The organism is Thermococcus aggregans (assembly GCF_024022995.1).
Classification (GTDB): Archaea; Methanobacteriota_B; Thermococci; order Thermococcales; family Thermococcaceae; genus Thermococcus_A; species Thermococcus_A aggregans.
This window is the reverse complement of the sequence record NZ_CP099582.1, coordinates 149,539-162,826: the sequence shown is the minus strand read 5'-3', so window position 1 is coordinate 162,826 and position 13,288 is coordinate 149,539. Positions and strand designations below refer to the sequence as shown.

At 41.4% G+C, this 13,288-nt stretch carries 13 protein-coding genes and 1 tRNA gene; 8 read left to right on the top strand and 6 right to left on the bottom strand.

Going from position 1 to position 13,288, the window contains the following annotated elements:
* The first annotated feature begins 21 nt into the window (after positions 1 to 21).
* Together NF865_RS00950 and NF865_RS00945 are read left to right on the top strand one after the other, a co-directional pair.
* A complete protein-coding gene (locus tag NF865_RS00950) occupies positions 22 to 1,647 on the top strand; it encodes an ABC transporter permease (protein WP_253305695.1) in 1,626 nt (541 codons plus the stop codon).
* Positions 1,641 to 2,654 carry an ABC transporter ATP-binding protein gene (locus NF865_RS00945; RefSeq protein WP_253304772.1) on the top strand — a complete coding sequence of 338 codons (1,014 nt, stop codon included), beginning with the start codon at positions 1,641 to 1,643 and terminating at the stop codon, positions 2,652 to 2,654. The genes NF865_RS00950 and NF865_RS00945 overlap by 7 nt, the downstream gene beginning before the upstream one ends.
* Here the strand turns inward: NF865_RS00945 and NF865_RS00940 are convergent.
* Positions 2,643 to 3,716: a thiamine ABC transporter substrate-binding protein gene (locus tag NF865_RS00940; protein WP_253304771.1), complete on the bottom strand. Its 1,074-nt coding sequence runs from the start codon at positions 3,714 to 3,716 to the stop codon at positions 2,643 to 2,645. The genes NF865_RS00945 and NF865_RS00940 overlap by 12 nt on opposite strands.
* A 118-nt stretch (positions 3,717 to 3,834) precedes the next feature.
* Between NF865_RS00940 and NF865_RS00935 the strand changes: the two genes are divergently transcribed.
* Positions 3,835 to 3,912 (top strand) — tRNA-Gly (locus NF865_RS00935).
* Between the two features lie 114 nt (positions 3,913 to 4,026).
* Here NF865_RS00935 and NF865_RS00930 read toward each other — a convergent pair.
* Complete coding sequence (locus tag NF865_RS00930) at positions 4,027 to 4,809, bottom strand: BtpA family protein (RefSeq protein ID WP_253304770.1); 783 nt, start codon at positions 4,807 to 4,809, stop codon at positions 4,027 to 4,029.
* A gap of 71 nt (positions 4,810 to 4,880) precedes the next feature.
* The gene (locus NF865_RS00925; RefSeq protein WP_253305694.1) at positions 4,881 to 5,468 is read right to left on the bottom strand and encodes an RNA ligase partner protein; all 588 of its coding nucleotides are present in this window, start codon (positions 5,466 to 5,468) and stop codon (positions 4,881 to 4,883) included.
* Between the two features lie 85 nt (positions 5,469 to 5,553).
* Here NF865_RS00925 and NF865_RS00920 point away from each other — a divergent pair, with 85 nt between their 5' ends.
* Genes NF865_RS00920 through NF865_RS00910 form a run of 3 tightly spaced genes read left to right on the top strand, consistent with a single transcriptional unit; the run spans position 5,554 to position 7,145 of the window.
* Entirely contained in the window at positions 5,554 to 6,750 is a 1,197-nt protein-coding gene (locus NF865_RS00920; protein WP_253304769.1) for an L-arabinose isomerase family protein, read from the top strand.
* A gap of 58 nt (positions 6,751 to 6,808) precedes the next feature.
* Positions 6,809 to 6,958, top strand: a complete 150-nt coding sequence (locus NF865_RS00915; RefSeq protein ID WP_253304768.1) for a hypothetical protein — start codon at positions 6,809 to 6,811, stop codon at positions 6,956 to 6,958.
* Positions 6,959 to 6,962: 4 nt separating this feature from the next.
* Positions 6,963 to 7,145 carry a hypothetical protein gene (locus tag NF865_RS00910; RefSeq protein ID WP_253304767.1) on the top strand — a complete coding sequence of 61 codons (183 nt, stop codon included), beginning with the start codon at positions 6,963 to 6,965 and terminating at the stop codon, positions 7,143 to 7,145.
* Here the strand turns inward: NF865_RS00910 and NF865_RS00905 are convergent.
* From NF865_RS00905 to NF865_RS00895, 3 genes are read right to left on the bottom strand one after another with little or no spacing between them, the layout of a single operon-like run.
* Positions 7,135 to 9,435 (bottom strand): TRAP transporter permease, encoded by a 2,301-nt coding sequence (locus NF865_RS00905; protein WP_253304766.1) that lies wholly within the window; start codon positions 9,433 to 9,435, stop codon positions 7,135 to 7,137. The genes NF865_RS00910 and NF865_RS00905 overlap by 11 nt on opposite strands.
* A 3-nt stretch (positions 9,436 to 9,438) precedes the next feature.
* Positions 9,439 to 9,888 carry a DUF1850 domain-containing protein gene (locus NF865_RS00900; protein ID WP_253304765.1) on the bottom strand — a complete coding sequence of 150 codons (450 nt, stop codon included), beginning with the start codon at positions 9,886 to 9,888 and terminating at the stop codon, positions 9,439 to 9,441.
* Positions 9,885 to 10,874 (bottom strand): TAXI family TRAP transporter solute-binding subunit, encoded by a 990-nt coding sequence (locus tag NF865_RS00895; RefSeq protein WP_253304764.1) that lies wholly within the window; start codon positions 10,872 to 10,874, stop codon positions 9,885 to 9,887. Before NF865_RS00895 ends, NF865_RS00900 begins: the two co-directional genes overlap by 4 nt.
* Positions 10,875 to 11,172: 298 nt before the next feature.
* On the opposite strand from NF865_RS00895, the gene NF865_RS00890 reads away from it, so the two are divergent.
* Together NF865_RS00890 and ftsZ are read left to right on the top strand one after the other, a co-directional pair.
* A complete protein-coding gene (locus tag NF865_RS00890) occupies positions 11,173 to 11,991 on the top strand; it encodes a D-aminoacyl-tRNA deacylase (protein ID WP_253304763.1) in 819 nt (272 codons plus the stop codon).
* A gap of 132 nt (positions 11,992 to 12,123) precedes the next feature.
* Entirely contained in the window at positions 12,124 to 13,245 is a 1,122-nt protein-coding gene (gene ftsZ / locus NF865_RS00885) for a cell division protein FtsZ (RefSeq protein ID WP_253304762.1), read from the top strand.
* Positions 13,246 to 13,288 lie beyond the last annotated feature (43 nt).

Genomic DNA, 13,288 nt, shown 5'->3' with positions numbered 1-13,288 from the left:
ACCCATTAAAAGTCGATGGGGATGAGGTTAAGGAATTTAATTGTCCTATTGCCCTTGATTTTTTTATTCCTGTTCTTTTACTTCCCCCTAATCAGCATATTAAAAGAGGGTCTGTGGGATAACGGGATTACGCTAAAATACATCCTTCGGGTTATCTCAAACAACTACCACAGAAGGGTTATATTTTTCACTTTTTGGCAGGCATTGGCCTCTACACTCTTTACACTGTTATTGGGCTTGCCCGGAGCATATATTTTTGCAAAATACGACTTTCCAGGTAAGGGAATTTTAAAGGCTCTCCTAACAGTTCCTTTTGTAATGCCCAGCATCATGGTTGCTTTGGGATTTATAATCCTATTTGGGCGATCTGGAATTCTTGCCCACCTAATTGGAAGAGATCCAGGTATTCTTTACTCTTGGAAGGCAATAATATTAGCTCATGTGTTTTACAACTTTCCCGTAGTTGTGAGGATGGTGTCCTCGCTATGGCAACGCATAAATCCCCACTATGAAGAAGCAGCCTTGAGTTTAGGAGCGAGGGGATTCACCCTCTTCAGGAAAGTGACCTTGCCCATGCTTATGCCGGCTATATTTGCCTCTTCGATGCTGACTTTTGTTTTCTGCTTTTTGAGTTTTTCAATTCCGTTAATTCTCGGTGGATATCAGTATGCCACTATAGAAGTCGATATTTTCACCGCAATAATGACCCTTTTAGATTTCAAGACAGGGGCAGCTTTGGCCATAATTCAGATTTCTTTGAGTTTTGTTTTCATGTACCTCTACTTAAAAAGTCTTGATCTCTATGTAAAAGCAGAGGAGCAGAGAATATTCAAAGAGCCAGTGCCATTGACCTTAAGGGAACTTTTGAGTGTAAATGGAGTTTTTATAGCAGCTTATTCCGCCATAGTGTTTATCTTCATCCTGTCCCCGTTGATGGCGGTTGTTTACCATTCGTTCACCTATGGAGGCGGATTTACCCTTGAATGGTATAGGAGGGTTTTTTCTCCAGAGTACAATCCAATCTTTGGTGCAAACAGCATAACGGCAATTAGAAATTCTCTCTTCTTTGGGTTTTCTACGGTGCTTATTTCGACTCTTTTAGCTTTGAGCATAGCTTACATAATGTATAGATGGGAATTTAAGGGCAAAACTCTCTTTGATGCACTTGTAATGCTACCCCTAGCCTCTTCCGCAATAACTTTGGGCCTTGGATATATAAAAGCTTTCCATAAGCCTCCTTTAAACCTTTTAGGCACGTGGTATCTGATAGTCTTCGCGCACACAATCATTGCCTATCCCTTTGTTCTAAGGGCGATTTCCACGGTGTTAAAGAAAATAAAACCCAGTTTAAAAGAGGCCGCCATGAGCTTAGGAGCTAACGAGCTTAAAGCATTCCTGAAAGTTGAGCTCCCTCTGGCTTTTGGAGGAATAGTGGTGGGAGCGATATTTGCCTTTGCAATGAGCATAGCCGAGCTTGGGGCTACCTACATGATATATAAGCCTGAGTACACAACAATAACCATTGCAATTTATCGCTTTCTGGGGTCACGACAGTTTGGCCCTGCCTCAGCAATGTCCGTTATTTTAATGATGGTTAGTACAATAGCCTTTATTTTGATTGAGAGAGCGGGTGAGGAGATATGGTGAGGCTGAGACTTGAGGACATAGAGTTTAAGCAAGAGGGTTTTGAGCTCAATATTCCCTTTCTAGAGGCAAGACCGGGAGAGTTTTTAACACTACTTGGGCCAAGTGGCTGTGGAAAAACAACAACCCTTAGAATAGTAGCCGGTTTTGAAAAACCAGATAGGGGCAGGATATACTTCGACGATATTGTTATGAATGAAGTTCCCCCCTATGAAAGAAACATAGGTATTGTTTTTCAGGACTATGCCCTCTTTCCACATATGACGGTTTATGACAATATTTCCTTTGGTCTAAGGCTCAGAAAGCTCCCCAAGGAAGAGATCAAAAGACGTGTCTCATGGGCACTGGAACTAGTGGGATTGGAGGGCTTTGAAAACCGCTACCCAGAACAGCTCAGCGGCGGTCAGCAGCAGAGAGTAGCTTTGGCAAGGGCTCTGGTAATAGAACCCCAACTTCTGCTTTTGGACGAGCCGCTTTCAAACCTTGATGCAAAAATAAGAGAGAGGCTCAGAGGGGAAATAAAAAGAATTCAACGAGAGCTTGGAATAACCACAATTTATGTCACTCATGATCAGGAAGAGGCAATGGCAATAAGTGACAGGATAGCAGTTATGAGTATTGGGAAGATAGAGCAGGTGGGAAGTCCTTTGGATCTTTATTACAAGCCAAAAAATGAGTTTGTGGCTCAGTTTTTAGGCCTTTCTAATATTTTAGAGATTAATGCAGAAAATGGCAAAGCATGTATTGGAAGCCTTTGCTTTAAAGTTAAAAAAGAAGGGAGAATCAAAATATTCTTCAGGCCGGAAAGTGTCTATATTGAAAAGGGCGATGACGGAGAAGTTGTGGATTATGAACTGCTGCCTGGTAGAGTACGGCTCAAGATTGACGTGGAGGGTAGGCTTATAATTGCAGAGCGATTTTTGGATGAGATTCCATTTTTAATTGAAAAATTGCCAAAAAAAGTTGGGATAAAAGTAAAGAGCTTTTCAATACTTGAGTCATTCCCTTGAGGCTATTATTTCCTCTGGACTATTTCCTTCTACCATAAGTGCCGTCCATTCCTTAATCCAGCGTTCGAAGTTCTCTTTCACGTATTCTGGGTCGAGGGTTATGGGCTTTATCTCTTTTGGCTGGAGGGCATATTTAAACACTTCCGGCAATTTGATGTTCGGGTTCACTGGATACATCCACTGATTCGTGGGAATAGCACTTTGGAAGTCCTCGGTAAGCATAAATTCTATGAACTTCTTTGCCAGCTCTTTGCTCTTTGCCCCCTTGACTATTCCTGCCCCTTCTATTTGCATGTAGTTGCCCTCTTCAAAGGCTACAGCCTTGACATAGGTTATGTTATCATAATACACCGTTGCAGCGGGAGATGTAGCGTAGCTGAGCACTAGGGGGAACTCTCCATTCATAAAAGCTGTCCAAGCCTCGGTCCAGCCCTTAACTATGTGTACATCATTTTCCTTAAGCTTCTCCCAGTAGTAAAGATATCCGTCGTCTCCATATACGGCTATCGTCCACAATAAAAATGCGGCTCCTGGAGATGAAGTTCTTGGGTCCTCAATGACTAGCTTTCCTCTCCACTCTGGTTTTGTAAGATCTTCAAGGCTTTTTGGCGGATTTTGCACCATATCCTCTCTGTAATTTATCGCGATATACCCGTAATCATAGGGGGTCAAGTGAAACGTTAGATCGAATATTAGGTCTTCTGGAACGAGGTTTATGTTCTCTGGCTTGTATGGCTCCAGCACTCCAGCTTCGATTGCCTTTGCTAAAAGGCTGTTATCTATCCCTATAACCAAATCGGCCCTTGGATTGTCCTTTTCCAGAATCAATCTGTTTAAAACTTCTCCTGCATCTCCGATAAGCTGTAGCTCAACTTTAACTCCATATTTCTCTTCAAATTTTGGAATTACTTCGCTTGCGAGATATTCGAAGCTATCGTAAGAGTAGATAACAAGCTTTTGCTCTTCTTTCGCTGTGCTTTCTGTTGTTGTTTGGTTCTGTGTAATGCACCCAAGGGTTGTTGCTATTACAAGAAGCCCCAAAATAATCGCAAGCTTTTTCATATCCACCACCTAAAACTCGTTTCTATTCTTTCAAAACTGTGTTCTAAGGAAGATTTAAAAACCTTCTCTCATCGTAAACTTTATAAATCCAAACCAACTCATGTTAAAACAGCCACATGCGGTGGTAGTCTAGCCTGGTCTAGGACACCGGCCTTCCAAGCCGGTGACCCGGGTTCAAATCCCGGCCACCGCACCAACTTGATTTTGGAGTCTCTTCTGTTCTCCACATTCTTAGATATAAGCTTCAGTTCGTTTATATCTCTGGTGCTAATTATGGCTCCTTGTATTCTATATTTGATGAAATTAACTCCTATGTCTTTTTTCGAAGTTTCTCTGCTAGTTTGACGATTTTTTCCACCCGTTCTGGATCAATATCGTTTTTGACATTTCCATCTCTCTTGATCCATGTCCCGATAATAAATCCATCTGCATATTTCCACAGTTTTGGAAGATTCTCATAAGTTGTTCCCGAACCTACTAAAACGGGAACGCTTGAAAGCTCTTTAGCAAGTTTTAGTTTCTCTAATTCCACTTCACTGCCCGTCCTTTTTCCACTGATTATCAGGGCATCTGCCAGCCCCCTTTCAGCAGTGTCCCCCAAGGCCTCTTCAAAATCTCCAAAATGGTAGGCATGCTTAACATGGACATCTGCAAAAACCTTAATTTTCGAAGGAAGGAGTTTTCTAAGCCTTGCCAGTTGATGTGCTGCCCCTTCGATTATTCCTTGGTCAGTATATGCAACTCCGCTTAGAACATTTACTCTAATAAAATCTGCTTTAACAGTGTAGGCTATAGAATAAGCCGCTATTGCATCATTTCTTAAGACGTTTATGCCAAGTGGGAGAGAGACTTCTTCCTTTATAGCTTTTGCAACAATACTCATGGAGGCAACAGTTATGGGCTCGACAGTTTTTGGAAAAGGTACGTCGTTAAAGTTTTCGATCATTAAGGCATCGAATCCTGCTTTTTCCAATTTTTTTGCTTCTCTTAGTGCATGTTCGATGACCTCGTCAAAGTTATCTTGGTAGAGGTATGAACCTGGCAAAGGCTTGAGATGAACCATCCCAATGAGGGGTTTTTCTTCAAACTTCATGAAATCACCAAGAAGAGAATGATAGTTTGGATAATAAGTTTTTCTTCGAAGAGTGCATCTTTGAACTAATTTTACCTTATCTTTTCCACGAGCTCGTCCAGAACTTCCTTGAATCTTGCCGCATCTATCCATTTGATTCCCATCTTTTGGGCCCACGTTAAAATTCCAATGTCTGCAGAAACAATTGTGGCATCAAGTTCCTTAGCTAGGAGAATGAGCTCAAAATCTTCTTTACTGTCAACGATGCCCTCTCTTAGAGCCCTCCTATAGTTTCTTCTTAGTCTTTGGATTATTGCATCTACGTTCTGTGTGTCTATTACACTCTCTCTCACGGCCTTTTCAGCAACCCTAAGACCTTTGTCTATCCTTCTTCTGATATCTTCAATGAGTTCATAAACAACAAAGGCCGGTATTTTAATGTCGTGCACGTTGGGAGGTTTTTTGACTATATACAGCTCAATATCGGGAGAAACCTCTTCGAGTTCAACAAAATGGGTTATCTCTTTGTAGATACCAGGAGGAACGTAGAACTCGACCCTTCCAAAAAGCTTCTCCGCGTAATCTAAGAACTTTTTCATAGCTTCAGTCGGGCTTTCTCCAAACTTATTTCTAATATCGGGGTTGACAAAGATGCTCGTGTCAAGTACAAAGCGAATCATTTTCATCACAATTTATTATTGCCTATTGGCTTTAAAACGGTAACCTTAAATTTCGGTGTTCTTAACCTTTGTTGGAGGTTGTAAAATGAAAGTGGGAGTAGCATTTGGAATTAGCGAACTGGCAAATCCAAAAGTCTTTGAGAAGAAAGCTTCCGAATTTTTAATGAAGCTTGCCAATGAGTTTGAAATTGAGGGAGGAGTGTTTGTATCATCAAAGTCAGAAACGAGGGAAGTAGACTTCAAAGATGTTGACGTTATAGTTTTGTATCCCCTAACCGGAGGCACCGAGAACCCTCTCAAAGAGTTCGCTTACTATAGAAAACCAATAATTCTCTTTGGGGATCCCTTCAATAACTCAATTGCTGCGGCAATAGAGCTTAGAGAATATTTCAGAGACAGGTTGATTCCAGCGACGCTGGTGAAAACCTTTGATGAGCTTAAAGCCGCTATTCTGGGGTATGAAGATATGAGAGATATGTTGGAGAAGTTTCTAAACCTTAGACTGGGATTAATTGGAAGAACGTCTATATGGCTCATAAACGAGAAGTTTGAACTTCCCTATGTTCACATAAGCCTGAAGAAGTTCTATGAATACTACGACTCAACAACGGAAGCTGAAGGATGGAAAGCTGTCGAAGAAATAATCGCAAAAGCCAAGGAAATTAAGGAACCCCAGAGGGAGGATCTTGTAAAGGCGGGCAGGATATATGTGGCCCTTAAGAAAATAATTGAAGACTACAATTTGGATGGATTTGCAATAGGATGCTTTGAAATGCTGAACAAACTTAAAGCTACCCCATGCTTAGCTTTGGCAATGCTCAACGCTGAAGGAATTCCTGCTGCATGTGAGGGAGAGCTAAACTCTCTACTGGGGATGATGCTGATAAAGAAATTCTTTGACAAACCCGCTTTTATGGGTAATATAACAGACTACGGTGAAAGTCATATAATACTGGCTCATTGTACTGCACCTTTAATAAGCGACTACATTCTTAGATCTCACTTTGAAAGTGGAAAAGGTGTTGGAGTGGCTGTAGGCCTTCCCAAAGGAAAGGCATCACTCTTGAAGATTAGGGGCAGAAAGGCTGTGGTGGCAGGTGTCGAGGTGGTAGAGCAAGAAAGGAGCGAACACAGGTGCAGGACGCAGATGAAGCTCAAAATCGAGGAGGCAAAAGACTTTATTGATGGAACTCTTGGAAATCATCATCTCTTAGCTTATGTGGACAGTGAGGAACTTGCTGACCTGTTGAGTGAACTCGGCTTCGAAGTCATGCTTTACTAATTTCCCACAACTAAAGATTTATTAATCTTTATTTCATTATTTCAAAGGTGGTGGTTGTATGGAATTCCATGAAAAAGAAAAGAAAATACTTATGTATATTTTAGACAAGATAATCGAATTTGTGGTAATAACATCCGCAGTTGCAATTGGCTTTATAATAGCTTCAGGTTTCGTTGCTAAGCAGATAGCCCAAGCTCTCGGAGGATGAAATAATGAAGAGGAATGCCCAGGCGGCTATAGAGTACTTGATGATGATAGCCATTGTCATCATTATAGTGTTTATTGTAGTCCGGCTCGTTAGAAAAACCGTCCTAAATGCCGCTCAGAACATCCAAAACCTGACTCAATCAATAATTAAGGAACTGCAAAAAACAAAAGAAGAAGTCAGCCCATGAGCTTTTTCCCAAAAAGCCTAAGCCCTATGGCAACTATTACTCCAACTGCAACCGGGACTACATGAAGGCTTGCTGCAGCAATGCCTATTGCTCCAATAACTGCTCTTATCTCTTTTCTAAGGTTTTTCTGGAACCAGCCGGTGAGTGAGACTGCCAGGAGATACATGACCAAAAGTGTAGCCCCAAAGTCGTAAAGTACTTGAAGGACTGTTGTTGCCGTCCAATTTTCTACGGTTATTAAGAACATCTCTGGATGGGTGAAATATATGTAGGGTCCAATATATCCTGCCAATGCATATTTTACGGCATTCATTGCTGTCTTCCAGAAGTCCCCTCCCGCTAAAGCTGAGCCTGCATAGGAGGCTAAAGCTACTGGTGGCGTGACATCGGCTAGTATTCCAAAGTAGAATACAAAGAAGTGTGCAGCTAGGAGGGCTATTGGAGTCGTAAACCCTGGAACTGGAGAGCTATATGGCTGTAGTCCTAAGACCGCATTGTATATTGCTGGGGCGGCCACGAGAGATGTTATGATATAATTTGCCGTTGTTGGCACACCCATTCCCAAGATTAAGCTGAATATCATTGTCAGCATGAGTAAAAGCCAAAGGTTTCCTGCTGTTAGGTCAATTAACTTGTATCCCAAACTTGTCACTAATCCCGTCATTGTAAGCACCCCTTGGATGAGCCCAGCACTTGCTGCTGCCAGCATTACACTTGTGCTTGTTTTTCCAGCATCAATCATAGATTCATAGGTGGCTGAGTACATTTTTTTACCGTCCTCGCTTTTTGAGATGTAACCAACTATTAGCGAGAAAACTATCCCCATGACACCACTCATCAGCAGTATCTGTTCTTTTCTCATCCCTAGGTATTTCGTTAGAGCTATAAACAGAATAAAGAGCAAGCTTATGTACAACTTTTCGTTAAACTCCAATAGTCTGGTTGAAAAAGATAATACTATTAAAGATAATGCAAGCAGAATAAGGATTATCGTCACAGGTGATGCGATTTCTCTGCCTGTGAACATAAGGATTGTGGTCATTATTACTGAAGCTACGTAAATGCCCTCATGTCCTTTGATGTTGTCCTTTGATATCCAAGCAACCCAGATTGCTATTCCTAGAGAAGAAATTGCAGATATGTGCGGAGGTATTCCCCAAACTAGTGCCACTGTAATAACGGCTATTGGGAGCAGTATGTAGAGTTTTCTGATGAAGTAGTTAAGAGGTGGGAATTTCTCTCTTGGCATTCCTTTTAGTCCAAGTCTTTTTGTTTCTAGGTCTATAAACAGATAAACGCCTGAATAATAAACTAAAGCGGGCAGCACGGCTGCTATGATTAACTTATTATAGGGAATTCCAAGAAATTCGGCCATAATAAAAGCGGCTGCACCCATTATAGGGGGCATTAGCTGTCCGCCAGTGGAGGCAACAGGTTCAACGGCTCCTGCAACCTCGGGAGGGTAACCAGCTTTTTTCATCAGGGGTATCGTGAAAGTTCCTGTAGTTAAAACGTTGGCAACGCTTGAGCCGCTTACGGTTCCCATTAGCCCACTTGAGATAACTGCAGATTTTGCTGGTCCTCCTGGACGGGAACCAAAGAGGGATATCATGAATTCCGTTATGTAATCACTTATTCCAATTTTTAGCAAAAATGCTCCAAAGAACACAAAAGCAAAGACATAAATTGTCATGACGAAGAATGGTATCCCAAAAATTCCTTCATCAAAATACAGTTGTTGGGTAAACCTGATCCAGTTAAAACCTATGTTGTTTATTCCATAGAGCAAAAACACAACTACAACAAGTGGAAGAACCCATCCAAGCACTCTCCTTGTTGCCTCCAGCACTAGTATTATCGCCATCACGCCAAAAACGACATCGATCATATATACCTCCGCATATGTGGCGTATCTCTGATATACAAAGAACAGGTACATTGAAGAGATAACTCCAAGTACTGCTAAGATATAGTCATACCATGGGATTTTTTTGAGGTATTCTTCCTTTTTCTTTATTGGATAGAGAAGGTATGTTATCAAGAGGATCATTGCCAGTACAAAGGCTTCTCCCTGCTTTGTCTGGAAGGTTATCTTTAGCGGAGCAATGCTTATTCCCATTTTTGAGAAGAGATCGTAGAGAGTGTAGTTGAAATTGAATATGAAGAGGATTTCGTAGATGCCTATTAAAATTGCGGCTATCTTTATCACATTCTCGAGTTTTGGAGGAAGGGTTCTTGTTTTTTCTAGCACGATTTCCTCTGCTTTTTCAAATTTTTCTTCGATTTCCATATATCAGCACCTCCTCACAATTGCAAGTATAAGTGGACATTTCTTCACATTAAAATTCACAAGGGTTTCTTTGGTTGGAGATAATATAACCTCTTCGTTCACGCTAATTTTTGCGTGGTTCAGAGGAATAAACCAAAAGCTGAGACTCTTTCCAAGGGGAATATTAACTTTCTTAACATAATACCCATTTTCTGAGTACTGGATATCCTCTGGTAGACCAGCCCCGAAGTCCTTCCACCACATCCCGATAACATAAAGACCTGTTTTGTTGACTTTAAGCTCTTCTATGATTTCACTTCTTTGGACACTATGAATGTAGGCAATCTTTATCTCCTTTTCACCGAGAAGGCCCACATAGGAGTGAGCTCCATCACTTATTACAAGAACATTCACGGGAAAAAGAAGTATTATAAGAAAAGGAAGCAAAAAAAGAAACCTTCTCAAAAGATTCACCCTTTAAGTTCTTCTGGAACGCTTAGGCCTTTCTCTTCGTAGTACTTTATGGCTCCGGGGTGAAGTGGTATGCTCATACCGTCAAGGGCTGTTTCTAGGCTTATGAGCTGGGCTTTCTGGTGAACTGCCCTAAGTTGATCCACATTTTCGAAGAGTATCTTGGTCATCTTGTAAACCGTATCTTCCGAAAGGTCGGCACTTACGGCAAGCATTGCTTTAACGGCTAGAGTTGGAGTGTCCTCTTCAACCCCGTTGTAAGTTCCTTTTGGAACAACCTGTCTAACATAGAATATGTAACCTTGTTGTTTGAGCTTGTTAAGGATGTCATCTGGAATTGGGAGAACTCTAACTGGTGTCTGCACGGCTATTTGGTTAACCGATGGTGTTGGAATTCCAGATACTATAACGGCTGCGTCAACTTGGCCTAGCTTAAGGCTTTGTGAAGCTTCATTGAAATCTTGGTTGACTTTCTCAATGCTGTCCCATACGCCAGCTGCCCTAAGTACTTGCTCTGCAGCAACGGCAGTTCCGCTTCCCGGGGCACCAATAGCCACTTTCTTCCCAGCCAAGTCTTGAAGTGTCTTAATGTCACTGTCTGCTCTAACAATAAATTGGATTGTTTCTGGATAGAGGGCGGCAACTCCTCTAATGTTTTTTATTGTCTGCCCTTCAAACATATAGAGACCGTTGTGGGCATAGTAAGCTACATCGTTCTGGAGAATTGCGGCCTGAGCGGTTCCATCTCCAATTGCCTTTGCGTTTGCTACACTTGCACCGCTCGTAACGGCCTTAGCCGGGACGTCGTTTTTAGTCAAGATCTCGGCATACTTGGAACCGAGGGGGAAGTAAACTCCACCGGTTCCGCCGGTATATATTGTTATTTCTTGGGCTTGGGTTGTCTGAGTTTGTGTCTCTTTTTGTGTACAGCCCGAAACAATCAAACCAAGGGCCAAAACAAATATTAAACCAATTGCTTTCCACTTCATTTTTCACATCTCCTTTTCTGTACATTCAAATAATTTAGTATACATTACTGTATTTGTTTTGTATTTATGTCCCGTTATATACTTTACGGTCATAAACTTTTACTTGCCCGTAAATCATTAGTTTTTGATCGTACTGGCCCAAAATTGAAATTTTCTGGAAATATGTGTATTTTTAGCCAAATTCTAGACATCTGGACAAGATTTGCATTACCTCATAGATCGTAGAGCTGGATGATTTTTGATATCCAGAATGCTAAGATTTTTATGCTAAAACTCAATGTATCATAGGGGATAATGGATGAAGATTATAATGACAACCAGCGTTGATCTAGCGTCAATGAACATTAAGCATAAGTTGATTGAATATTTTGGATTTAAGGAGACGGAAAAGGAATTCGATGGGAATCAAGTTTATCGTTGGAAAGATGCTATTCTACTAACGACAGATAGAGAAATGATATATTACGATAACTTGGACAGAGAGATAGAAAAACAGCTCAACATAACTCCAGAGATAATAATCTTTGCATCTAGGCATTCAAGTCAGCAAAAGCTCCCAGCGTTAACTACTCACGTAACTGGAAACTGGAGAAAGGCAATGTATGGGGGAAGAGATGAGAGCTTGGCTATTGCGGAACCTAGGGCAATGAAGCTTGCACTTCTAAAGTTATATGAGTTAAATACACTAGACTGGATAGTATGTTACGAAGCAACACATCACGGTCCGAGTGAGCTTGAAGTGCCTTCTCTTTTTATAGAAATTGGTTCCAGTGAAGAGGAATGGAGGAACGATAAAGCTGGGGAAATAGTTGCAGAGACAATTGTACATGTGCTGGAGAATTATCAAAAAAGTAAGTTCAAAACAGCGGTCGGGATTGGTGGGGGCCATTATGCTCCCAAACAAACAAAAACAGCATTGAATTCAGATATTGCTTTTTCTCACATAGCTGCAAAATACTCCCATCCTCTGTCTAGGGAAATGCTCGTTAAGGCCATAAAAAGAACTTCAGGAAGAGTTGATGCAATTTATGTTGACCGGAAGGGGAGCAAAGGAGAAACAAAGCAGCTTGCGAGAGATTTGGCTGAGGAATTGGGCTTGGAGTTTATCAAGGATTAATAGAAGAATCGAAATGCTTAAAGCTTTAAAAGTACACATTTAAATATCGGCTTAACTAATTTGGCTAAGGTTTATATATGTAGAGAATGTGAAAAAACATTTAGAACTGTTATCAATTGGGAGGGTGAAACAATGCTGAAACTAATTGAAAACGCAATAGAAAGAACCTCCGCTGAGACAAATGTCCCAGTCGAAGTACAAGCTCCAGCTTCTGATATTGATGAAGAACTTAAGAGAATACTGGAGCAAGTGCAGGCAAAGATATATGTCATCGGTGTTGGTGGTGCGGGCTGTAACACCGTTAATAGAATGATGGAAGTTGGAATTCAAGGAGCCAAGATAATTGCAGTTAACACTGATGCCCAGGATCTTTTAAAGATAAAAGCTCACAAAAAGATACTCATTGGTAAAGAACTTACAAGAGGACTTGGTGCTGGAAACAACCCAAAAGTTGGTGAAGAGGCCGCAAAGGAAAGCGAGAGAGAAATTAGAGATGCCCTTGAAGGAGCGGACATGGTCTTTATAACCTGCGGTCTTGGAGGAGGAACTGGAACCGGTGCCGCTCCAATAGTTGCCGAGCTGGCAAAGAAGATGGGTGCTCTAACCGTTTCTGTAGTAACGCTTCCATTTACCGTTGAAGGCATAAGGAGAATTAAAAACGCCGAATATGGCCTTGAAAGACTCAGGAAGAATAGCGACACTGTTATTGTTATTCCAAATGACAAGCTTATGGAAGTCGCTCCCAACTTGCCAATTCACATGGCGTTTAAAGTTGCAGATGAAATTCTCGTTCAAGCCGTTAAGGGTATTACAGAACTCATCACAAAGCCAGGCCTAATTAACCTTGACTTTGCGGATGTTAAGGCTGTCATGAAAGACGGCGGTATTGCAATGATTGGTATTGGTGAAAGCGATAGTGAAAAGAGGGCTTTAGAGGCCGCAACACAGGCATTAAACAGCCCATTGCTTGACGTTGACATAAGCGGTGCCAAAGGAGCGCTGATAAGCATCGCGGGAAGCGATGTTAAGCTTGAAGAGGCGCAACAGATAATTGAGCTCGTCACCAGCAAGCTTGATCCAGAGGCACAGGTAATATGGGGAATACAGCTTGATCCAGATCTTGAAAAGACCATTAGGGTAATGGTGGTTGTAACAGGAGTTAGCTCTCCATATGCCGTTGTTGAAGAATCTGAGATTTCATACTCCCCTGAGGAAGAAAAGAAAGTTATTAAGCTTGATTTAACCGAGCTTTAATTTTGTTTTAACTTCTTTAGCTTTTTGTTCTCCCTTAACTTTA